This window comes from Variovorax sp. OAS795, assembly GCF_040546685.1.
In the GTDB taxonomy this organism is placed as follows: Bacteria; Pseudomonadota; Gammaproteobacteria; order Burkholderiales; family Burkholderiaceae_C; genus Variovorax.
Map to the genome: position 1 here is coordinate 1,464,072 of NZ_JBEPOH010000001.1, position 22,134 is coordinate 1,486,205.

Sequence of the window (22,134 nt, forward strand, 5' to 3'; positions counted from 1 at the left end):
GGCGTCCGGGCTGCGAAAATCAACGCTTTGAACCCGCAACGGCCCTCCGTTGAAGCGAAATGCCCCTGCACACCACCGCCCTCGTCCTGTTCTCCGGTGGCCAGGACTCGACCACCTGTCTCGCGGATGCGCTTTCCCGCTACCAGCGCGTCGAGACACTGGGTTTCGACTATGGCCAGCGGCACCGCGTCGAACTCGACGTGCGCGGCACCATCCTTTCGAAGCTGCGCGAGCGCTTTCCCGACTGGGCGCCGCGCCTCGGGGAAGACCACGAGCTTACGCTCGCGGCGCTGGCGCAACTCGGCGGCTCCTCGCTGACCGAAGAGGTGGCCTTCGAGATGCAGGCCGACGGCCTGCCCAACACCTTCGTGCCGGGCCGCAACCTGCTGTTCCTGACGCTGGCCGGTGCGCTCGCCTACCGGCGCGGCCTGCAGGTGATCGTCACAGGCGTTTGCGAGACCGACTTCTCTGGCTATCCCGACTGCCGCGACGACACCATGAAAGCGATGCAGCTCGCGCTGTCGCTGGGCCTGGAGCGCCGCCTCGTCATCGAGACGCCGCTGATGTGGATCGACAAGGCCGAGACCTGGCAGATGGCGCACCGCCTGGGCGGCGAGCCGCTGGTCGACCTCATCGTCGAGGAAACCCACACCTGCTACCTCGGCGACCGCGCGCACCGGCAGGCCTGGGGCTACGGCTGCGGCGAATGCCCCGCCTGCGACCTGCGCAAGAAGGGCTGGGAGCGCTACGCCGCCGGCGCCTAGGCGGCAGGCGCCGGCAAGGTCTCGAGCCGGTAGCGTGCGCTGCCGGCCGCCGCACCCTCGGCCTGCGGCACCAGGGTCCAGCGCTGGTTGTGGAAGTCGCCCACCGCCGCGCGGTGCGCGATCGACACCATGGCACCGCCCGCGGCCTTCACCCGGTCGGAAAGCCGCTTGTAGAGCACGCCCTCGGCCTCGGCATCGAGCGCGCTGGTGATCTCGTCGGCGAACAGCCACGACGGTTTCTTCAGCAGCACGCGCGCGATCGACAGGCGCTGCTGCTCGCCGCCGGAGAGCTTCTGGCTCCACACATCGCTGTCGTCGAGCCGGTCGACCAGGCCCGGCAGCAGCGCATCGACCAATGCCTGGCGCAGCTCGGCATCGCTGTAGTTCTCGGCCGGGTTCGGGTAGGCCAGCGCATTGCGCAGGGTGCCGTCGGGCACATAGGGCCGCTGGGGCATGAACACCGCGCCTTCGGGCACCTTCACATGGCCCCGCGCGAACGGCCAGATGCCGGCGAAGGTGCGGAACAGCGTCGACTTGCCGCTGCCCGATGGGCCTTGCAGCAGCACGCTGTCGCCGGGCTTCACGGCCAGCGCAGCACCCGCGAGGAGCGGCGTGCCGTTGGGCAGCGCCACGGCGAGGTCGCCGGTCTGCAGCGAGGGCGCGGCGCCGTCGCGATCGAGCTCCTGGCTGCGCGCGGCGTGGGCACGCATCGCATCGTCGAAGCTGGTGAGCCGGTCGGTGGTGGCGCGCCAGACGGCCACGCGGTCGTAGTTGTCGACGAACCAGCTGAGCGAATCCTGCACCTTGCCGAAGGCCGATGAGATCTGCATCAGCTGGCCGAGCTGGATGGCGCCGCTGAAGAAGCGCGGCGCGGCCACGATGAAGGGAAAGATCACCGCCGCCTGTCCGAAGAAGGCGGTGAAGGTCACCAGGTTCTTCTGCTGCTTGATGAGAAGCAGGTAGTTGCGCAGCACCGAGCCGAAGCGAAGGTCGAGCTGGCCGCGCTCGACCTTTTCGCCATGGTCCAGCGCAATCGCTTCGCTGTACTCGCGCACGCGCACCAGGTGGTGCCGGAAGTCGGCTTCGAAGCGCTGCTGGCGAAAGTTGAGCCCGATCAGCGGCCGGCCGATGTAGTGCGTGATGACCGTGCCGACCACGCAATACACCAGCGCCAGCCAGACCATGGCGCCCGCCACGTGGTAGGTGGTCCCGCCGATCGTGAAATCGACGATGCCCGAGAGGCCCCAGAGAATGCCCACGAAGCTCACCAGCGTGACGACCGCGTTCAAGAGGCCCATCGACAGCGTCATGGTGGCGTCGGTGAACATCTGCATGTCTTCCTGGATGCGCTGGTCAGGGTTGTCCGGCGTGCGGCCATCGTCCTGCGCATAGCGCGCCAGTTCCAGGTGGTAGAAGGTGCGGTCGGCCATCCAGCGCGACAGATAGCTGCGCGTGATCCATGCACGCCAGCGCAGCTGCAGCAGCTGGGTCACATAGAACTTGAGCACCTGGATCGCGATGTTGGCGAACGCCAGCCAGCCGAACACGCCCACCTCGCGCCAGAAGATGCCGGCGTCCTTGTTCTGCAAGGCATCGTAGAAGCGTCCGTACCACTGGTTGAAAAGCACCAGGGCATAGACGTAGGCGAGATTCAGCGCGACGATGCCCGCCAGCATGAGGCGGGCCCGCCATTTTTCTTCGGAGCGGAAGTAGGGCGCCGCGAGCGCAAGGATGCGCCGCAGGGTCGAGAAGGTCCGGGCAATGCGGGAGTCAGTGGCCATGGCGGTGAGGTCGGGCGAAGCGCGCCGGTCGGCGCATCGCGTGCATCGTAGCCCGCTCGCGCGGGCCAGCCTTAAGCGGCGCTGAAACGGCGGCTGCGGTGCACCATCCTCCGCCCGTCCTTTCGGGCTCCAGCGAGGACGGCGCCGCGTCCGACTTGACCTGCGGCCGCGCCGGCGTAGCCTCGGCCCATGAGAAGCACATCCCTTGTCCTTCTGTTCTGCCTCGGCCTGCTGGCCGCCGGCTGCAACGAAAAGCCCAAGCCCGGCGGCCCGATGCCGAAGGCTGCGGCGGTTCACGCACTGCAGCCGAATTGAAGGCGCCCGGCGCGCCTGGCAGGGCTCCCGCGTCCCGTGCGGCGCGGGGGGAAGCCGCGTTCCCGGTGTGAGCGCTGCAGGTGAGCGCTATGCTCGACCTGGAGACACTCCCGGCGCCCGCTGCGCGCAATCCAGACAATGAAGGCTTCGCCTCGCCCCGAACACCAGCCCGATTCGCGCTACGCCATGTGGCGGCTCGGCCTGACCCTGCTCATCATGACCGTCGGCAGCAGCGGCATGTACGTCGTCTCGGTGATGCTGCCCGCCGTGCAGGCCGAGTTCGGTGTCGCGCGCGCCGATGCATCGCTGCCCTACACGCTGCTGATGCTGGGCTTCGGCATCGGCGGCGTGCTGATGGGGCGGCTGGCCGATCGCTTCGGCGTGATGTGGCCGTTGCTGGGGGGCGCCGTGAGCCTCGGGCTCGGCTATGTCGCCTGCGGCATGGCCGATGGGATCGTGGCCTTCATGTGGGCGCAGGCGGTGCTGGTCGGCCTTCTGGGCAGTGCGGCAGCCTTTGCGCCGCTGGTGGCCGACACCTCGCTCTGGTTCGTCAAGCGGCGCGGCATTGCCGTGGCGGTGTGCGCGAGCGGCAACTACGTGGCTGGCGCCATCTGGCCGCCGATCGCGCAGCATTTCATCGAGTCCGTCGGCTGGCGCCAGACCTACATCGGCATGGGCGTGTTCTGCGGCCTTGTCATGGCGGCGCTGGCGCTCTTCATGCGGGCGCGGCCGCCGGGCATTGCAGTCGAGTCTTCGGGGGCGGCGTCGGCCACGGGGCCGAGCGCCCTGCGAAGTCGCGACATGACGCGGCCGTTCGGCTTCAGCATGGGCACGGCACAAGGCCTGCTGTGCGTGGCCGGCGTGGCTTGTTGCGTTGCCATGTCGATGCCGCAGGTGCACATCGTGGCCTATTGCAGCGACCTGGGCTACGGCGCCGCGCGCGGTGCGCAGATGCTGTCGCTGATGCTGGCCTTCGGCGTGGTGAGCCGGCTGGTCTCGGGCGCCATCTGCGACCGCATCGGGGGGCTGCGCACGCTGCTCCTGGGGGGCGTGCTGCAGTGCGTGGCGCTGCTGCTGTTCCTCCCCTTCGACGGGCTGGTGCCGCTCTACGTGATCTCGGCGCTCTTCGGCCTGTTCCAGGGCGGCATCGTGCCTTCCTACGCGATCATCGTGCGCGAGCACTTTCCGCCCGCCGAGGCGGGCCGGCGGGTGGGCACGGTGCTGATGTTCACGCTCTTCGGCATGGCGCTGGGCGGCTGGATGTCGGGCAAGGTGTTCGACCTGACCGGCAGCTACCACGCGGCGTTCCTGAACGGCATCGGATGGAACCTGCTGAACGTGAGCATCGCCGCGATGCTGCTGTTCAGGCTGCGGCATCTTCGGCTTCGCACCGCCGCGGCGTAGCCGGCTCAGTGCTCGTTGCTGATGCCGCTGGAGACGTGGCCGGCCGGCACGTGGCGTGCCGCGGCGTCGACGTGGCCGGTCTGGTCGTCGAAGAAGAAATCGGGTTCGAACTCGCGCAGAAATTCGCCCTTGGGCAGGCCGCCGAGGAACATGGCTTCATCCACGCGGATGTTCCACTTCATGAGGGTGCGGATCGCGCGCTCGTGCGCCGGTGCGCTGCGTGCCGTGACCAGCGCGGTGCGGATGCGCATCTGCGCGTTGCCGGCCATCTGCAGGCGATGCAGCGCGGACAGCAAGGGCTTGAACGGGCCTTCGGGCAAGGGCAGGTCGGCCTTGCTGAGTTCGTGGGCCTGGAAGGCATCGAGCCCCTCGGCCTGGAACACGCGCTCGGCTTCATCGGAAAACAGCACCGCGTCGCCGTCGAAGGCAATGCGCACTTCGTTGGGCCAGGCGTCGCTGGCCTTCACCGATTCGACCAGCACGCGTGCGGCCGGAAAGCCCGCGACCAAGGCCTCGCGCACGTCCTCGGCATTGACCGACAGGAACAGGTGCGAGCGCAGCGGCCGCAGGTAGCCGAAAGGCGGACGCCCCTGCGTGAACACGCCGCGCTGCAGCTTGATGTCGGCGGCCGCGCTGGAGCGGAAGATGCGCATGCCCGAGACCGGGTCGTTGCGCGAGAGGATCACCACCTCGACGCGCTGCACGCCGTCGTCGTTGAAGCGAAGCAGCTTGCGGATCAGCGAATAGGCAATGCCCGGCGCGGCCGGCACGTCGATGCGGTCGAGCTGCAGCTTCATGTAGCCCTCGTTGTCGCCGGCCTCGAAGATCCTGTTCTCTTCTTCGAGATTGAACAGCGCGCGCGACGAGATCGCGACCACGAGTTTGTCTTCGAGCGTGACGGGCATGGCGTGCGGGGCTCCTGGAGGCGTTACTTGACGAACTGGTTCAACTGGATGATGGGCAGCATCACCGCCAGCACGATGAGCATCACCACGCCGCCCATGGCCACGATCAGCAAGGGTTCGAGAATGGTCGCCAGGTGCATCGCGCGGCGCTGCACTTCAGCGCCCAGCTGGTTGGCCGCGCGCTGCAGCATGAGTGGCAGCGTGCCGGTCTGCTCCCCCAGCCGCGCGAACATCGACACCAGTCCCGGGAAGCGCTTTTTCTGCGCCAGCGCCGAGGCCAGCGGTGCGCCTTCGCGCACCAGCACCAGCGCATCGAGGGCATCGGCTCGCATCGCGCGGTTGCCCAGTGTTTCGGAGGCCGCCTGCAGCGCGCGCAGGATCGGCACGCCGGCCGTGGCCAGCATGGCCAGCGTGCTGGCAAAGCGCGCCGCGTTGTAGCCGCGCGCGAGCTTGCCGACCAGCGGCAGCTTGAGCCAGGCCGCGTCGAACTTGAGCCGGAAGGCCTCCTGCGCCAGCGCGAGCCGCACGCCGACGGCGACGGCCACCAAGCCGCCGAGCATCCACCAGCCGTAGCTGCGCACCGCGGCGCTCAGCGACAGCATCGCCGTGGTGAGAAAGGGCAGCGAGCGCTTGGTGCCCGCGAACACCTGCGCCACCTGCGGCACGACATAGCTCACAAGGAAGATCACGATCACGATCGCCACCAGGGTGACGATGGCCGGGTAGAGCGCCGCGCCGATGAGCTTCTGCTGCAGCGCCTGGCGTTCCTCCAAGTCATCGGCGAGCCGGTCGAGCACCAGCCCGAGGTTGCCGCTCTGCTCGCCCGCGCCGATCACCGCGGTGTAGATGGGCGAGAACTCGCGCGGGTGGGCCGCGAGCGCACGCGCGAAGGGCGAACCCGCGTTGACCTCGGCGCGCAGCGACGCGACGAGGTTGCGCTGCGGCTCGGTCTCGGCTTCATCGGTGAGTGCGGTCAATGCGCGTTCGAGCGGCAGGCCAGAAGACACCAGGCCCGCGAGCTGCCGCGTCCAGACCGCGAGGCCGGTGGAACTGAAGATCCTGGCGCCGCCGCCGAGCCAGCGGCGCAGCCCGCCGCTGCCGGTGCCGTTGACATGGTTGCTGCCGACGGGCGTGACCGACAGCGGGATGAGCGCCTGCGCGCGCAGCAGGCTGCGTGCGCTGCGCGCGGTGTCGGCCTCGAGCACGCCCTCGCGCGACTGGCCGCTGGCGTCGATGGCTTCGAAGGAATAGGCGGGCATGGCGCAGCGGGAAGATATTTATTCGCGCGTGACCCGCAACAGCTCGGCGCGCGAGGTGATGCCGGCCTGCACCAGGCGTTCTCCGTCCTCGCGCATCGAACGCAGGCCGCCGCGCGCGCCCGCTTCGAAGAGCTGGCTTTCGGCCGCCTTGCCGTGGATGAGCGCCTGCACTTCGTCGTTGGCGACCAGCAGTTCGAAGATGCCGGTGCGGCCCTGGTAGCCGGTCTGGCCGCAGGCCTCGCAGCCGGGGCCTCCGCACACCGTGCAGACCTTGCGCACCAGGCGTTGCGCGAGCACGCCCAGGAGCGACGAACTGAGCAGGAAGGGCTCCACGCCCATGTCGGTCAGGCGCGTGACGGCGCTGACCGAGTCGTTGGTGTGCAGCGTCGCGAGCACGAGGTGGCCGGTGAGCGAGGCCTGGATGGCGATCTGCGCGGTTTCGAAATCGCGGATCTCGCCGATCATGATCACGTCGGGGTCCTGCCGCAGGATGGCGCGCAGGGCCTTCGCGAAGGTGAGCTCGATCTTGGCGTTGATCTGCGTCTGGCCCACGCCCGGCAGTTCGTATTCGATCGGGTCTTCCACTGTCATGATGTTGCTGCGGCTCGCATCGAGCCGGGCCAGCGCGGCGTACAGCGTGGTGGTCTTGCCCGAGCCGGTGGGGCCGGTCACCAGGATGATGCCGTGGGGCTGCGCGATGAGGCGCTCGAAACGCTCGAGCGTGTCGCCCTGCATGCCGACGGATTCGAGCGTGAGCTTCGATTCGGTCTTGTCCAGCAGGCGCAGCACGGCGCGCTCGCCGTGGGCGCTCGGCAGCGTGGAGACGCGCACGTCCACCGCGCGCGTGCCGATGCGCAGCGAGATGCGCCCATCCTGCGGCAGCCGCTTCTCGGAGATGTCGAGATCGGCCATGATCTTCAGCCGCGAGATCAGCGCCGCGTGCAGCGCGCGGTTGGGCTGCACCACTTCGCGCAGCGTGCCATCGATGCGAAAGCGCACGGACGAAGTGCGCTCGTAGGGCTCGATGTGAATGTCGCTCGCGCCGTCGCGCGCAGCCTGCGTGAGCAGCGCATTGAGCATGCGGATGATGGGCGCATCGCCCGCGCTCTCGAGCAGGTCTTCGACGGCCGGCAGCTCCTGCATCATGCGGGACAGGTCGGCATCGCCCTGTACCTCGCTCACCACCGCGGCGGCGCTCGATTCGCCCTGCGCATAGGCTGCGCTGATGCGCTGGGCGAGCGGCCCGTCGGCCAGTACCTCGAAGGCCTGCACCCCGTACTTGCGCGTGACTTCGCCGAGCGCGCTGCGCGAAGGATGGCTGGACATCCACAGCGTGCGGCGGCCGTCGTCGGCTTCCTCGAGCAGCAGCTGCTGGCTGCGTGCGAACGCGTAGGGCAAGGGGTGGCGCATGGGCGGATCCGGTCGGTACGTGGTCGTCGGAGCGGTGGGCCGCGGCCTCAGGGCAGTTCGCGCGAGGTGGTCGGATCGGCGGTGGGCGGCAGCGCCCCGCGCAGCGGGCTGGCGCGCAGGGTGCGCGTGTCGGCCGGAGGGCGCGGCGGCGGAATGAGCTGGGTGCCCTGGATGCGCTCGCCGCTTGCGTTGCCGCTGCTCGTGCGGTCGACGGACCGGGGCAGCGGCGCCTCGGGCAGCACCGGCGCGGCATCCACGCCGCGCAGCATGACGTTGTCGGTGTTCGGCTGCGCGCGCTGCTGCATGCCGCGGATCTCGTCATACCGGTCGTAGGCAAAGGCCTCGGTGGAGGCGCCGTCGCGCATGACCGCGGGCCGCAGGAACATCATCAGGTTGCTCTTGGTGCGCGAGCGCACTTCGTTCTTGAACAGGTTGCCGAGCACCGGGATGTCGCCGGCCAGCGGCACTTTCTCGATCGTGTTGTTGTAGTCGTCGGACAGCAGGCCGCCGAGCATGACGAGGCCGCCGTCTTCCACCAGCACACTGGACTCGATGGAACGCTTGTTGGTGGTCGGGCCGTTGGAGTTGTTGATCGTGTTCTGGTCGACCGTCGAGGTTTCCTGGAAGATGGTCATCTTCACGGTGCCGTTCTCGTTGATGGTCGGGCGCACGCGCAGTGTGAGGCCCACGTCCTTGCGCTCCACGGTGGTGAACGGGTTGATGCCGCCGGTGCCCAGGCTGCTGGCGTATTGGCCGGTGACGAAGGGCACGTTCTGGCCGATGACGATCTTGGCTTCTTCGTTGTCCAGTGTCAGCAGGTTGGGCGTCGAGAGCACGTTGGCATCGCCGTCGCTGTTGAAGAAGTTGGCGATCGCGCCCAGGATGTATTGGCCGCCGATCTTGCCGGCAATGCCGAGGTTGAGGCCCGTGGACGGCCGCACCCCCTTCACGTCGCCGGTGGCCAGGGCCTGCGTCAGCGCCAGGATGTTGGCGCTGGCCAGGCTCGAGTTGGTGCCGATGACCGCGGAGTTGCCCAGCGCGCTTTGCCACTGGACGCCGAAGTTGGCGGCCTTCTTGGCGCTGACCTCGACGATCAGCGCCTCGATCATGACCTGCGCGCGCCGGCCGTCGAGCTTGTCGATCACCGCGCGCATCTGCCGGTATTGCGGCTCCGGTGCCGTGATGATCAACGAATTGGTCGAGGGGTCGGCCTGGATCTGCCCGCCGGTGGAGGGCTGGTTGGCATTGTTCAGCGGCGCACTGGCGGCCGGCGAGCCGCCTTGCCCGCCGAAGCTGGTCGACATGGCCTGCGGGACATTGGATTGCTGCTGTTGCTGCGCCTGGCCTCCGCCACCCGCGGCGCCGGGCACGCCCGGCGTGCCTGGCAGCTGGTTCGCGGCCATGGCGGCGCGCAGCGTGGCCGCAAGGCGTACGGCATCTGCGTTCTTCAGGTAGACCACGTAGATGTTGCCGGCCGCGCCGTTGCTGGTCTCGGCGGGGGCGCGGTCGAGCTTCTGGACCAGCGTGCGCACCAGTGCGGCCCGCGCCGGATTGGCCGCGCGCAGGATCAGCGCGTTGCTGCGCGGGTCGGCCAGCAAGGTGGTGCGGAACGACGCATCGGCCACGCCCGGCGCGGCGGCCCCGGGTGTTGCGCCCGAGCCGCTGCCATCGACCAGCCGGGTGATCAGCGGCAGCATGTCGGTGGCAATCGAGTGCTTGAGCGGAATCACCTCGATGTCCGACGCGTTGGGCACGTCGAGCGCCGCGATGATGCGCGCCAGCCGGCGCATGTTGTCGGCGTAGTCGGTGATCACGAGCGAGTTGTTGCCCGGGTTCACGTTGATGGTGTTGTTGGGCGGAATGAGCGGGCGCAGCACCGGCAGCAGGCTGTTCGGCGATTCGTAGTTGAGCCTGAAGATCTGCGTGACGATCTGGTTGCCGGCCACCGAGCCCGCGCTGGGCGTCGCGGTGTTGACGGTCTGGGTCTGCAGCTTGGCGTCGGCTTCGGGCACCACCTTGTAGAGGCCCTCGGCCTCCACCACGGCAAAGCCCTGCAGCCGCAGCGCGGAGGCGAACTGGTTGAACGCCGCGGCCGGTGCGATGGCGCGGTCGGTGACGAGGTTCATCGTGCCCTTGACGCGCGGATCGACCACCACATCGCGGCCGGTGACCACGGCCATGGTGCGGGCCACGGCTTCGATGTCGGCGTTGGCGAAGTTGAGCGTGATGGGTTCGCCCCGGCGCGGCGCGTCCGGTCCGCCGGCCTGCGCGAACGCGGGCGCAACGGCCTGCATGAAGGCGGCGGCAATCAGCATCTGCGCGGCAAGCGCAACGATGCCGGGGCGGCTGCCGTGCTGCGAGGTCAGTGGCTTCTTCATGATCAACCCAGGGTGATGATCGAACGCGCGTTCTCGCGCCGTCCGATGATGTTCAACAAATTGGAAAGTGCGTCTTCGCGGCCGGGGGCGGCGCTGGCCTCGCCGTTGAAGCGGAAGGCGGTGCCGTTCCAGCTGCCGCTGCCATTCAACTGCAGGCTGCCTTCGCGCGTGCTCAGCAGCAGGCTGGGCCGGCTGCCGCCTTCGAGCGTGAGGCGGTAGCTGCCCATTGGCTTCAGGGTCGACAGGCTGGACGATACGTCGGTGGCATCGAGCGTGGCCTGGCCGGCAATGCGCAGCACGGGGCCGTTCCATTGCATCGACAGGGCCTTGGTGGAAAGATCGAGCGTGCCTTCGAGCTTGAGCGTGTTCCACGGCGCGCCCAGGCCGGCCAGCAAGGTGGCGGGCCAGCGCGAACTGCCGTCGCCCCACTGCAGCTGCATGCCATCGGCGCGTGGGCTGGCCCTGAGCTGGAGCGGCCGGGCCGTGCAGCAGGGCAGGTCGAGCATGGCGAACATGCCGCTCCAGGTGGGCCGCATGCGCCAGTTGAGCGCGCCGGGCAGGGACACCGCCTCGGTGCCGCCGGCACCGCTTGCAAGAACCACCACCGCCGCGCCGTTCCAGACCGTGCCGCGCGGATTGACGAGCAGCAACCGGCCCTGGCTCCAGCTCGACAGCCCCGCGGCGAGCCAGCGGGCGGGCGCGAACAGCACGAGCGCGATCAGCGCGCCAATCACGACACCGAGCAGGGCCCAGCGCCAGCCTTGGTTCGCCGCGGAATCGGAAAGGGCGGTGCGCGTCACCATGGGTGTGCTCAACGGGCCGCGGGCAGGGCCATCACCAGCGTGCCCTCCCAGCGTACCTTGGGAGGTTCCGGGTCCTTGTTGCCCGCGGCCGGCGGCGTGGCGGCGGCGCGGGTCAGGTGGGCTTCGCGCGGCACGGCATGGGCGTTGCCGCGCGCCTGGGAGAGCCACTGGGCCAGCGCGTCGGCCGGCACGGCGCGCAGCGTGATCGTGGCGGCGCCATCGCCGCTGGCCGTCATGAGCTGGGCGTTGCTCCCCAGGCTCTGCCGCACCGAGGTCTCGAGGGCGCGCAGTGCGTCGTCGCGGTTCAGGCGGGGTTGCGCCTGGAGGGCTTTGGCACGGTTCTGCAGCGTGGCCATCTGCTGCAACTGGGCATCGAGCCGCGCGTGTTCGGCCCGTGCCGCGGCCAAGGTGCGCAGCGCGGGCGCGAGCGCAATCCACCACAGCAGTGCGAGCGCGACGAGCCCGGCCGCGATGGCGACCATGCGCCGCTCGCGCAGGTCGAGCGAAGCCCAGCGGGCGCGGAGTTGTTCGCTGAAGTTCATCGCGAAGCCTCGGCCTGCACCAGCAGAAGGTCGCCTTCGGCCCGCACGCTGTAGCCGCGCGGGCCCATGGCACCGGAGAGACGGCTGAGCTCGGAGGGCTGCAAGCCCAGTCCACGCAGGCGCAGCTGGCCGGCGCTGTAGTCGATGGCGCTGGGCGTGCGGCCCGCGGGAAGGTTGGTGGCAAGCGCGCCGATCATCGGCTCGAAGTCGCTGCCCGCGACATCGCCCACGGCCTGCTGAAGCGCAGCGACCTCGCGCGCCATCTGCACCGGTGCATCGACCACGAGCTTCACGGAAGGGAAGGTCTGGGTCAGCATGGTGCTAAGCGCCTGGCGCTTGGACTCGAGGGCATTGCGCTCCTTCCAGGCCCACGCGTTGAGGCCGATCAATTGGGTCAGCAACAGTGCGATGACGCCCCAGCGGGCGGCGCGCCACTCGGGCGCATAGCGCAGCGTCTGGACCACGGATGCAAACTTCTTGCCGGCGCGGGCGCGGCCGGTCACGGCCAGGTCGAACTGTGCAAGCTCCCAGGGCGAGCGCGCGGCCTGGAGCCAGCGCTGCGGCGCCTGCACGATGGGCACGCGGCGCTCGAGCAGGTGCTCGGCGGCTTCGGCGACAGCAGGTTCGGCGGTGATGACGGCGGTGTCCAGCGGCAGGCTGCCGGCGAACCCCAACCCTGCGCCGGCCAGCGGCAGCGACACCACGCCGTCGGCATCGCACACGGTGAGCTGCGGCGCCTGGGCAACGCCCGTGACCTGCAGCAGCGGCGGGCCGTCGGCGGGCTGCGGCGCGAATTCGGGAACGATGCGCACCACGCGCCGTCCCGCGGATTCGAGGCCCTGCACGAGGCTGCGCAGCCAGATGCGGTTGCAGGCCGCGACCCAGACCGGCACGCCGGCCCTGGCCTCGGGTTCGAGCGCGAAATGCAGGGCCTCGGGCTCGTCGAGCAGCTGCTCTTCGAGCAGGCCATCGAGCACGGCGCGAAGCTTCGAGGTGCTGCCCATGCTGCCCTTGGGCAGGGTGACGCGGTGCCATGACAGCGCCGCGGCGGGAATGCCGAGCATGACGTCCGGGCTGGCCGGCAGCAGTGCGAGCAGTGCGTGCCCATGGTCGCGCAAGGCGATGCCGTCGTCACCTGCCTGGGCCCAGTCGTACTCGCCGGCGGAGTCTGCCGGAGGGAGGGGGGCGATGAGCAGCAGCGGTGTCATTTCGATTTCGGAAGGGCGGGTGATTGTAGGGGTGTGCCTGCTGCGGGGTTGCTACTTTATTTGTAGCGTGTGACGTCGATGCGACGGGGTGTGGGACGATTCCTGGTGCAAGAAATTGATGGGAGAAGCCGCGACTCAGGGTTTAGCCGGAGGGTCGGTCATGCCGGCCCCGCGATTGCGCCAGATCGTCTTCACGGTGAGGCCTTCGCGCTGCAAAAGAGAGCGTTCTTCGACCCAGGTGCGATCGAGCCGCAGCTTGCCGTAGACCTCGAAGAATTGGGTGCTGACGCTGTGCTGGCTGGCGTTGAACTGGGAGCCGGAGGCGTTGTTGGGCAGGGCGGCGTTTGCATCGGTGATCTGCCTGAAGAACGCATTCGTGCGTTTTTCCACCACCCGCCGTGCATCGCTGATGCTCAATGACGGCAGGCTGGCGCTGATGGCTTCGGCGCTCGCGGTATTGATGTTGAGCGGCGTGCGAATCGGCAGGACCGTCACGTAGGGCTCGAGGGCCGCCGCGGTCGAAGGCGAAAGGCCCAGCCACACGAGCTGCGAAACTTCCTGGGGCATCAGCGGCGCCGCGCCGGCGTCCCCGCCGCCGGCGGCATCGGTTCCGGTGGCCAGCGTGCGCACCAGCGCGGCGGTCATCGCGCTGAGCTCCGAGGCGGGCAGGCCCAGGATGTTGAACAGCTTGGTGAAGGTGGCGACGCTCGCGGGCACCGGCTTGTTGCCGTCGACCAGCGAGAGCACGTTGAGCTTCGATTGCGCATCGACAATGCGGCCCGACAGGAACGCGTCGGGCAGTCCCTCGAGGTTGTCGCTGGACACGTTCTTCTCGGCCGAGAGAAAGCTCGCGAGCCTGGCTTCCGCGAGCGGAACCGCCCAGGGTTCGGCCAGGTGGTCGGGACCGCCGGTGAGGGCGTCTTCACGCAGGATCAGGCGCGACCAGTCGAGGGCGCCGATGAGGATCCACGCCGCCTGCACGCGCCCGCGCTCGGCGGCCTCGACCTCGGACGCGCGCCACTGCTGCCAAAGCGCCGCGGCAGCGAAGGTGGCGACCAGCATCACGGTCAGCATGGCCGCAAGCAGCGCGGCTCCGGACTGGCGGCGGGTGCTTGGGCGCCGGCCGTGCGCAGAAAAATTGAAGTGAGACGCCGTCACGATCGCGGTGCTCCCACCGTCGGTTTGACCCAATCGCGCGTGATGGCACCCGACAGTCCGTCGCCGGGAGACAGGTTCAGCACCAGGCGAATGCCGTCGGGCATGGTGACGATGGCGCCTGTAGCGTTCGCCGGGTTCGCCGGGATGGGCGTGCTGCTCGGCAGTTCGCCGGCCGGCGTCCAGGTGTTCGCGCGGAAATAGAAGAGCTGCCAGCCATCGACCGGCACGAGGGCGGTTTCTCCGGTGCCGCCGTCCTGTGCCCATGAGGCGGCGAGGTTCCAGGCTTGCTGCCATTCGCCGCGCGTGGTGAAGGGCTGCGATTGCCAGCGTCGCCAGCGGGTGCCATCGGCACCCGATCGCAGCGTCCAAGCCACCACCAGCATGGCCGGCGAGGCCGCGTCGCTGCTGCGGCGCGTGAGGCGCAGCGCGCGGCCGTCCCAATCGATGGGGCGGGTCTGGGCGATCGCGGCCACCGCGTCCAGGTCCGCGCTCCATTGCGCGAGCGTGGTCTGCAGCGTGAGCACCGCGTCGGCGCGCTGCTGGTTCTGCGCAGTGGCGCGCGACATGCCGTCCAGGCCGCGCCAGCTCATGATCGCAAGCAGCGCCATGACCGCAATGGCCACCAGCAGTTCGATCAGGGTGAAGCCCCGTCGGCTTCGGCGGCTTGCGAAGCGCTGCATCAGAAACGCCCCACCACGGTCGAGATGCGCAGCACCGGCGCATTGGCCTCGTCGCGCACCTGCACGTCCACGCGGCGGAAGTTGGGATTGAGCGTGGCGATGGTGGACGTGGTGACGTTGAAGGAAACGCCGGCCTGCACGCAGATGGAGCCCGAGTCGCCCACCGCGGGCATTTGCTGCGCGAGCCGTGCCTTGGCGAGTTCGTTTTCCGCGCACAGGTCGGCCAGCAGCAGGTCGGACTGGCGCTGCGCATTGCGCGTCAGCGACATCGTGGCTTGCGAGCCGGCCGCAAGCGCCAGCGCGACGATGCCGAGCGCGATCAGCACTTCGATCAGCGTGAACCCGCTGCAGACCGGTCGACGCGCGGTTTTCATGGCGCGGCAACCGTGAAGGGGCGCAAGCCATCGGTGGCGATGCGCAGCGAACGCGCGGGCGGACCTTCCGAATAAAGAACGATCTGCTGTGGGGCGATGATCGGATCGGGCCCGAGCAGCACGGCGGGCACCGGCGCGCCATTGGCGAGCGCCGCCTGGGCGCTGATGCCCTCGCTGGCCCAGCCGCTGGGCAGGGCGCCGGGCGGGAGGCCGTCGAACACAAAGCTGCCGCCCTCCACCAGCCGCCAGCGCACCGCCACGCCGCTTGCGCGCGACTGGGCACGCGCCGATTCGAGCAGCGCCGCCAGCCGGTCCGCCTCGCGGTCGAGCCGGGCCGCGCTGCTGTCGCGCATTGCGAAGCTCACGCCCGCTGTGGCGACCGCGATGATCGCGATCACCACGATCAGCTCGAGCAGCGTGAAGCCGCGGAGCCGCCTACTGCCAGCTGCCGATGTCGGCATTCTTGCCCTCGCCACCGGCCTGGCCGTCGGCGCCGAGCGAGAGCACGTCGATTTCGCCCTTGATGCCCGGGTTCATGTATTGGTACGGATGGCCCCACGGATCGTTGGGCAGCTTTTCGACGTAGGGCTTCCAGTTGGGCGCGGCCGGACCCGCGGTGGGGCGCACGAGCAGCGCCTGCAGGCCTTGCTCGGCGGTGGGGTAGCGCTGGTTGTCCAGGCGGTAGAGCTTGAGCGCCTGCATCAGGTTGTTGATGTCCGTCCTGGCGGCGGTCACGCGGGCGTCGTCCGCGCGTTCGATCACGTTGGGCACGATCAGCGCGGCGAGCACGCCGATGATGACCAGAACCACCATCAATTCGATCAGCGTAAAGCCGCGCTGGGCGGTTCGGGTGGCGTCGCGAAGGATTTTTTTCATGGCTTGGATGACAGGGTTCGGAAGGCGCGCTGCATGATAATCCGCGGCAATGACAAGTCCCTACTCCGCCGCGCGCTGGCACGCGCCCTTTACAACCGCGGGACTCTGGGCGCTGGCTGCCGGTGCGGCGGTGTTCTGGGGACTGCGGCTCGCGAGCCCGACCGAGCCCGTGGCCGCAGCGGCCACGATGCCCCGGGCATCGGTTTCTGCCGACGCGGACGCGGTGGCGCGGCTGTTCGGCGCGGTGTCTTCCTCGGACGCGGCGCCCGCGGCGCCCGAGGCCGCCAGCCGCTTCGCCTTGTCTGGCGTGGTGGCGGATCCGCTCAACCAGGGCGCCGCCCTGATCGCCATCGACGGCAAGCCGCCACGGCCGTTCCGCGTCGGTTCGCGCGTTGGCGACAACTACGTGCTGCAGTCGGTGGGGGTGCGTTCGGCGACGCTCGGCGCCAGCGCACAAGGACCGGCGGCTTTCACGCTGCAGCTGCCGGTGCGTGCGCCGATCAGCGTCAGCAGCCCGGCGCCAGCGGGGATGACGCCATCGGCTCGGCCCGTCGGGATGTTCCCGGCCACCGTGCCCGCCGTGGTGGCGCCGCCTGCCGAGGCGGCGGCGCAGCAGCAAACGCCGCCAGCGGCGCCTGTGCCTGCGCCAGCCGCACAGTAGAAGCGGCAAGCGCCAGCGGGCGTTCCGTCAGGCCTGCAGGAACAGGCGATACGCCGGATTTGCCGTTTCCTCGACGTAGGGGTAACCCAGCGTCTCGAGGAAAGCATCGAACGCAGCCGCATCGCCGGCCGGAACCTGCAAGCCCACCAGGATGCGGCCGTAGTCGGCGCCCTGGTTGCGGTAGTGAAAGAGGCTGATGTTCCAGTTCGGCCGCATCAGGCTCAGGAACTTGAGCAGCGCACCCGGCCGCTCCGGAAACACGAAGCGCAGCAGCCGCTCGTCATGGGCAAGGCCCGTGCGCCCCCCGACCAGGTGCCGCAGGTGCTCCTTGGCGAGTTCGTCGTGCGTGAGATCGATTGCGTCGAAGCCATGGGCGTTGAAGTTCTGCGCAATGGTGGTCGATTCGCCCCGCGCGGACGTGGTGAGGCCGACGAACACATGGGCCTTGGCCGCGTCGCTGATGCGGTAGTTGAACTCCGTCACATTGCGCAGCGCGCCGCCGGTCGAGCCGGTTTCCTTCGACTCGCTGGCCGGCATCTCGCCGACCAGTTCGCAGAAGCGGCGAAAGCTGCCGCGCTCTTCGGGGATCGTCACCGCGAACAACGCCTCGCGCTCCTCGCCGACTTCGGCGCGTTCGGCCACGAAACGCAACCGGTCGAAGTTCATGTTGGCGCCGCACAGGATGGCGGCGTAGGTCTCGCCATGGCGGCCATGGCCGGCCACGTACTGCTTGATGGCGGCCACCGCAAGCGCGCCCGCCGGCTCGACGATGCTGCGCGTATCGACGAAGACGTCCTTGATGGCTGCGCAGACGGCGTCGGTATCGACCGCGATGTATTCGTCGACCAGGTTGCTGGCAATCCGGAAGGTCTCTTCGCCCACGAGCTTGACCGCGGTGCCGTCCGAGAACAGCCCGACGTCCGCAAGGCTCACGCGCTGGCGCGCCGCCACCGACTGCATCATCGCGTCGGAGTCGTTCATCTGCACGCCGATCACCTTGATCTCGGGACGCACCGCCTTGATGTAGTTGGCCACGCCCGAGATGAGACCGCCGCCGCCGATTGCGACGAACACCGCGTCGAGACGGCCCTGGTGCTGCCGCAGGATTTCCATTGCGATGGTGCCCTGGCCCGCGATCACGTCGGGATCGTCGAAAGGATGCACGAAGGTGAGGCCTTGCTGCGCCTGCAGCTCCAGCGCGTGCAGGTAGGCATCCGAATAGCTGTCGCCATGCAGCACCACTTCGCCGCCGAAGCCGCGCACCGCATCGATCTTGAGCCGGGGCGTGGTCACGGGCATGACCACCACCGCGCGCGCACCGAGCTTGCGTGCGCCCAGCGCCACGCCTTGCGCGTGATTGCCGGCCGATGCGCAGATGACCCCACTCGCGAGCTGCTCGGATGTGAGATGCGCCATCTTGTTGTAGGCGCCGCGCAGCTTGAAGCTGAACACCGGTTGCTGGTCTTCGCGCTTGAGCAGCACCGTGTTGCCGAGCCGCTCGCTCAGCGCGTCGGCTTTCTCGAGTGCGGATTCGATCGCCACGTCGTACACGCGGGCGTTCAGAATTTTTCTGAGATAGTCGGCGGGCGTCAGTGCCGGAACAGGTACGTCGCGCACGGTTTTTTCCAAGGGAGTTTTCATTTGATAACTGACGATGATAAGAGGCATCGGGATTGCTTGCGGATATGACATGGACACAAATGTCATAAACCTCATTCAAAGAGCCCCCGCCGCGAACGATTCGGGTTTTTTTGGGCGTGCTTATCCCGCGACCCTCCCGTCCGCCAGTCAGTTAACAAATGAGCAAAATTTGTTATCCGTTTCTGTCAGCGACCTTTCCAAAGGATTGATGCAGGCCGAGGCTGCACGTGTGCAGCGCGGCGAAATCGGGCGGCCCACCTGGCAGGTGATGGGCAACAGATTGCGGGCCCACATCCTCCCGTTGCTCGGGACCGTGACGGCACAGGCGTTTGCCACCTCCGATGCGCAGCGCCTGATCGATCACCTTGGCGCGCAGGGCTTCACCAGCACGACGATCGCTCAGTACGTGGTGCTGCTGCGCAAGGTGGTGACGCACGGCGTGAACACCGGCGTGCTTCGCGATGCGCCGGCCTTCCCGAAGGTCAAGGTGCGCAGCCAGCCGCGCGGCAGTTTCAGCGTTGCGGAGTACCGGGCCCTCGTGGCGGCGGCGCGCAGGCTGCGGGGACAAGCCCACCCGATGCTTGCGCAGCTTGCGCCGGGCGAGCGCTTCTGGATTGCGCGTGAACTGCTCGTCATGCCGGAGGAGCTGCCCTGGTTGATCCGCTGGATGGTCAACACCTTTGTTCGTCCGAGCGATATCAAGCTCATGAAGCACAAGCACATCGAAATCGTGCGCGGCAAGCACGTCTATCTGCGGATGAACTTGCCCGAGACGAAACGGCACAGCCAACCGATCGTGAGCTTGCGTCCGGCTGTGCGGGTGTACGAATGCTTGCTCGACCGGCGGCGCGAGCAAGGCTCTGGCGGCGCGGAAGACTACATCTTCATGCCGCAACTGAAGAACCGGGAGCATGCGCTCGCGGTGCTCAATTTTCTTTTTCACTGGGTGCTCGAGGCCACCGCACTGGAGAAGGGACCGCTCGGCCAGTCGAGAACGCTTTACTGCCTGCGCCACACCGCCATCACGTTGCGCTTGTTGTACGGCCAAGGCATCGACATGCTGACCCTCGCACGCAACGCGCGCACCAGCGTGAACATGGTCGAGCGCTTCTACGCTTCGGTTCTGAACGGCGAAATGAATGTGGGCCTGTTGCAAAGCAGGCGCGGCCGCGCAACTTGAACAAAGCCAAAAAGCCGCCCGGCTTGCGCTGGGCGGCTCGACACTGAGTCGACTCGAACTGGCTGAAGCCAGCATCGGATCAGGTCCGTGATCGATCAGAAGGCGTGGCGGATGCCGAAGTCGTAGCCGGTCGAATTGCGGGGTTCGTAGCCAGCGGCAGTGGAGAATCGGGGGGCACCGCCGACGGTGATCGGTGCGCCGTTCTTGTTCGCGACCCGGGCAACCGTGGTGTACAGCGCGGTCCGCTTCGACAGGTTATGCACGTAGCCGATTGCAAACTTGCGGCTGCGTGGATCGTCGTTGCCATCGAAGTTCGCTTTGGCCTGGGAGTAGGCAACGCGGATCAATCCAGCGCCGACCGGTGCAGTGGCACCGATCAAGAATCCATTGAGGCCGATCTTTTCAGAGCCCAGCTGAGATGCATAGAATTCGTTGGTGACGCGAGACAATTCGGTAAAGAGCTTCACAACACCGAAGTCATACGAAGCGCCAAGGTTCAATGTTCTTGCGTCGATACCCGTTCCTGCGCCGTTGTTGAAGACATCGCTCTTGCCATATGCAAGCCCAACGTCCAGCGGCCCGTTTGCGTAGCCGACTCGACCGCCCACGTAGCGGCCCGTCTTGCTTACTTGAACGCCACTGGTCTTCACGTTCTCGTGCAGTCCGTATTGCACTTGACCGTAGAAGCCTCCCAGATTGGGCGGCAGAAAATAGCCAATGGTGTTGTTTGCCCGGACATAGTTCGAGTCGGACGGGAGTCCCAAGCCCGTCAGGATGGCACTGTGTGACGAGTTAATGACATTGGTGCCAACGCCGTTGGTGCCGAACGGATCGAACACGGTGTCGTTCCAGAAGGTCGGGGTGTAGTCACGGCCGAGGCGGACTTCACCGAAACCACCCGACAGGCTCACGGTCGAGCGACGTGAGAAGCTGATACCGATGGAGGAGGCGCCGTCGTCGTTGGACATCGGCGATTCGAGCCAGAAGCTCGCTGCCAGGCCACCACCGAGGTCTTCGGTACCGCGGAAGCCAAGGCGGCTCGTGTTGTAACCCGAGTTGGCCAGCACGGTTTGGCTTTGCTTGAAGCTGGAGCCGGTGATGAGGGAACGGCTGCTGGTTTCGTAGTGGCTGATCGACGCGTCGACCACACCGAAAAGCGTGACGGACGACTGAGCCGAGGCAACACCGGCAACAGCCAGGGCAGCCAGAGCAACTGCCCTTCGGACTGAAAAAACTAGAGTGGGTTGCGCTCGCGGCCCCAACGGCGCCGCCGCAAAGAAAAAAGCCCCGAGCCTTGCGGCTCGGGGCTAAATCCACCAATTGGAAGGGTGGAGGAGACAACCGGTGCGCACGGCTTGGTGCGCGATGAAATAAAGTATATCGGTTGTTTGCTGCGTTGCAACAAGCGAGTGACGCAATTCCCACACACAAATTGATGTCTCAGCGGACTTTTTTCACTGAACGTCCTGATTGGATCTGGCAAAAATGGAATGCACAGTAAGTTGGACCGGCGATGCCGGCACGCGATCGGCCATGGGCTTCGTGGCCGAGACGGGCAGTGGTCATGTCCTGGTGATGGACGGCGCGCCCGATGCCGCAAAACCCGAGAACGGGGGCCAGAACCTGGCCGCCCGTCCCATGGAGACCGTATTGGCCGGCACCGGCGGCTGCACGGCGTACGACGTGGTGCTGATATTGAAGCGCGGCCGGCACCGGGTCGAGCGCTGCAGCGTCAAGCTGACCAGCGAGCGTGCCGAAAAGGACCCGAAGGTCTTCACCAAGATCCACATGCACTTCACCGTCGCAGGCAAGGGCATTCCGGCGTCTGCCGTGGAGCGCGCCATCGCCCTCAGCCACGATACCTACTGCTCGGCCACCATCATGCTCGCAAAGACGGCCGAGATCACCACCAGCTTCGACCTTGTCGAGACCTGATTCCGCAAGGTGTCAGATGCGGTGCGCCAGCGTGGTCATCACGCGGGAGGCGAAACGCATCAGGGCCTTGGCCGGCGCCGGCAATTCCGCCGCACCGCCGTCGATGGCCTGTGCCGCGTGCCGCGCCTCGTCGATCTTCATCTGCTCGACCACTGCCCGCGAAGCGCTGTCGCCGGACGGCAGGCGCCCCAGATGGCTGTCCAGGTGGGCTTCGACCTGGCGCTCGGTTTCCGCAACGAAGCCCAGGCTGATCGGGTCGCCCAGGCGCCCGGCCACGAGACCCAGGCCGAAAGCGCCCGCATACCAGAGCGGGTTCAGGACCGAAGGCCGCGCGCCCAGATCGTCCAGCCGCTGCCGGGTCCAGGCGAGATGATCGGTTTCTTCGTGCGAGGCCTCCAGCAAGCGGGCCCGGAGGCCCGGATCCCGCGCCACGGCGGCCTGGGCCGTGTAAAGCGCCTGTGCGCAGACCTCGCCCACGTGGTTCACCCGCATCAATGCGCCCGCCTCGCGCCGCTCCGAATCGGTCAACACACCGGGCGCCTGGACCGGGGTGGGCATGGACCGCATGGCATGCGGACGGGCAAAAAGAGTACGCAATGCCGCATCTGCCGCACTCAGGACCGGATCGAGCGAAGAAGTCATGCCGCTATTTGAACGCATGCGAAAAAGGCTTGCGGAAACACTTGCTTAAATTTCACATGGTGGTTTCGGAGGCCTGCCGAGCCCTTTGTTGCACGACTGCAACGAAACGCATGGGCCACCCGAGATTTCGGGCGATTTGTTTTGCCGTACCGCAGCCGCTCTGGTGCAATAGCATCAACTTCCCAAAAGGAGGTTGGCCCGGGGTCCGGTGGGAGCAC

Annotated in this window: 21 protein-coding genes; 5 read left to right on the plus strand and 16 right to left on the minus strand. The window is 67.7% G+C overall.

Annotated features, from left to right (window positions below):
- Window positions 1-59 precede the first annotated feature (59 nt).
- Window positions 60-764: a 7-cyano-7-deazaguanine synthase QueC gene (gene queC, locus ABID97_RS06920; RefSeq protein ID WP_503012755.1), complete on the plus strand. Its 705-nt coding sequence runs from the start codon at window positions 60-62 to the stop codon at window positions 762-764.
- On the opposite strand, the gene ABID97_RS06925 is transcribed toward queC, so the two are convergent.
- Complete coding sequence (locus ABID97_RS06925; RefSeq protein ID WP_354397791.1) at window positions 761-2,545, minus strand: ABC transporter ATP-binding protein/permease; 1,785 nt, start codon at window positions 2,543-2,545, stop codon at window positions 761-763. The genes queC and ABID97_RS06925 overlap by 4 nt on opposite strands.
- 453 nt (window positions 2,546-2,998) lie before the next feature.
- On the opposite strand from ABID97_RS06925, the gene ABID97_RS06930 reads away from it, so the two are divergent.
- A complete protein-coding gene (locus ABID97_RS06930) occupies window positions 2,999-4,264 on the plus strand; it encodes an MFS transporter (RefSeq protein WP_354397792.1) in 1,266 nt (421 codons plus the stop codon).
- 5 nt (window positions 4,265-4,269) lie between these two features.
- On the opposite strand, the gene ABID97_RS06935 is transcribed toward ABID97_RS06930, so the two are convergent.
- From ABID97_RS06935 to gspG, 12 genes are all read right to left on the minus strand, one after another.
- Window positions 4,270-5,169: a 5'-nucleotidase gene (locus tag ABID97_RS06935; RefSeq protein WP_354397793.1), complete on the minus strand. Its 900-nt coding sequence runs from the start codon at window positions 5,167-5,169 to the stop codon at window positions 4,270-4,272.
- Window positions 5,170-5,192: 23 nt separating this feature from the next.
- Complete coding sequence (gene gspF, locus ABID97_RS06940; protein WP_354397794.1) at window positions 5,193-6,428, minus strand: type II secretion system inner membrane protein GspF; 1,236 nt, start codon at window positions 6,426-6,428, stop codon at window positions 5,193-5,195.
- 18 nt (window positions 6,429-6,446) lie between these two features.
- The gene (locus ABID97_RS06945) at window positions 6,447-7,838 is read right to left on the minus strand and encodes a GspE/PulE family protein (RefSeq protein WP_354397795.1); all 1,392 of its coding nucleotides are present in this window, start codon (window positions 7,836-7,838) and stop codon (window positions 6,447-6,449) included.
- Window positions 7,839-7,885: 47 nt separating this feature from the next.
- Window positions 7,886-10,216 carry a type II secretion system secretin GspD gene (gene gspD / locus ABID97_RS06950; protein ID WP_354397796.1) on the minus strand — a complete coding sequence of 777 codons (2,331 nt, stop codon included), beginning with the start codon at window positions 10,214-10,216 and terminating at the stop codon, window positions 7,886-7,888.
- 2 nt (window positions 10,217-10,218) lie between these two features.
- Complete coding sequence (gene gspN, locus ABID97_RS06955; protein WP_354397797.1) at window positions 10,219-11,019, minus strand: type II secretion system protein N; 801 nt, start codon at window positions 11,017-11,019, stop codon at window positions 10,219-10,221.
- A gap of 8 nt (window positions 11,020-11,027) precedes the next feature.
- Window positions 11,028-11,561, minus strand: a complete 534-nt coding sequence (locus ABID97_RS06960; RefSeq protein ID WP_354397798.1) for a type II secretion system protein M — start codon at window positions 11,559-11,561, stop codon at window positions 11,028-11,030.
- Entirely contained in the window at window positions 11,558-12,769 is a 1,212-nt protein-coding gene (gene gspL / locus ABID97_RS06965) for a type II secretion system protein GspL (protein WP_354397799.1), read from the minus strand. Before gspL ends, ABID97_RS06960 begins: the two co-directional genes overlap by 4 nt.
- A gap of 135 nt (window positions 12,770-12,904) precedes the next feature.
- Entirely contained in the window at window positions 12,905-13,927 is a 1,023-nt protein-coding gene (gene gspK, locus ABID97_RS06970; protein ID WP_354397800.1) for a type II secretion system minor pseudopilin GspK, read from the minus strand.
- Complete coding sequence (locus ABID97_RS06975) at window positions 13,924-14,607, minus strand: PulJ/GspJ family protein (RefSeq protein WP_354397801.1); 684 nt, start codon at window positions 14,605-14,607, stop codon at window positions 13,924-13,926. Before ABID97_RS06975 ends, gspK begins: the two co-directional genes overlap by 4 nt.
- Window positions 14,607-14,981 (minus strand): type II secretion system minor pseudopilin GspI, encoded by a 375-nt coding sequence (gene gspI / locus ABID97_RS06980; protein ID WP_354397802.1) that lies wholly within the window; start codon window positions 14,979-14,981, stop codon window positions 14,607-14,609. Before gspI ends, ABID97_RS06975 begins: the two co-directional genes overlap by 1 nt.
- Window positions 14,978-15,442, minus strand: coding sequence for a GspH/FimT family pseudopilin (locus ABID97_RS06985; protein ID WP_354397803.1), 465 nt, complete (start codon window positions 15,440-15,442; stop codon window positions 14,978-14,980). The genes gspI and ABID97_RS06985 overlap by 4 nt, the downstream gene beginning before the upstream one ends.
- A complete protein-coding gene (gspG, locus tag ABID97_RS06990; protein WP_093019789.1) occupies window positions 15,417-15,857 on the minus strand; it encodes a type II secretion system major pseudopilin GspG in 441 nt (146 codons plus the stop codon). The genes ABID97_RS06985 and gspG overlap by 26 nt, the downstream gene beginning before the upstream one ends.
- A 49-nt stretch (window positions 15,858-15,906) precedes the next feature.
- On the opposite strand from gspG, the gene ABID97_RS06995 reads away from it, so the two are divergent.
- A complete protein-coding gene (locus ABID97_RS06995) occupies window positions 15,907-16,518 on the plus strand; it encodes a type II secretion system protein N (protein WP_354397804.1) in 612 nt (203 codons plus the stop codon).
- Window positions 16,519-16,545: 27 nt separating this feature from the next.
- Here the strand turns inward: ABID97_RS06995 and ilvA are convergent, their stop codons facing one another.
- Entirely contained in the window at window positions 16,546-18,159 is a 1,614-nt protein-coding gene (ilvA, locus tag ABID97_RS07000; RefSeq protein WP_354397805.1) for a threonine ammonia-lyase, biosynthetic, read from the minus strand.
- Between the two features lie 49 nt (window positions 18,160-18,208).
- On the opposite strand from ilvA, the gene ABID97_RS07005 reads away from it, so the two are divergent.
- Window positions 18,209-19,339: a site-specific integrase gene (locus tag ABID97_RS07005; protein WP_354397806.1), complete on the plus strand. Its 1,131-nt coding sequence runs from the start codon at window positions 18,209-18,211 to the stop codon at window positions 19,337-19,339.
- A gap of 95 nt (window positions 19,340-19,434) precedes the next feature.
- Here ABID97_RS07005 and ABID97_RS07010 read toward each other — a convergent pair whose 3' ends face one another.
- The gene (locus ABID97_RS07010; RefSeq protein WP_503012756.1) at window positions 19,435-20,601 is read right to left on the minus strand and encodes a porin; all 1,167 of its coding nucleotides are present in this window, start codon (window positions 20,599-20,601) and stop codon (window positions 19,435-19,437) included.
- A gap of 223 nt (window positions 20,602-20,824) precedes the next feature.
- On the opposite strand from ABID97_RS07010, the gene ABID97_RS07015 reads away from it, so the two are divergent.
- Complete coding sequence (locus ABID97_RS07015) at window positions 20,825-21,274, plus strand: OsmC family protein (protein WP_354397807.1); 450 nt, start codon at window positions 20,825-20,827, stop codon at window positions 21,272-21,274.
- A 12-nt stretch (window positions 21,275-21,286) separates the two neighbouring features.
- Here ABID97_RS07015 and coq7 read toward each other — a convergent pair whose 3' ends face one another.
- Window positions 21,287-21,916 (minus strand): 2-polyprenyl-3-methyl-6-methoxy-1,4-benzoquinone monooxygenase, encoded by a 630-nt coding sequence (coq7, locus tag ABID97_RS07020; protein ID WP_354397808.1) that lies wholly within the window; start codon window positions 21,914-21,916, stop codon window positions 21,287-21,289.
- Window positions 21,917-22,134 lie beyond the last annotated feature (218 nt).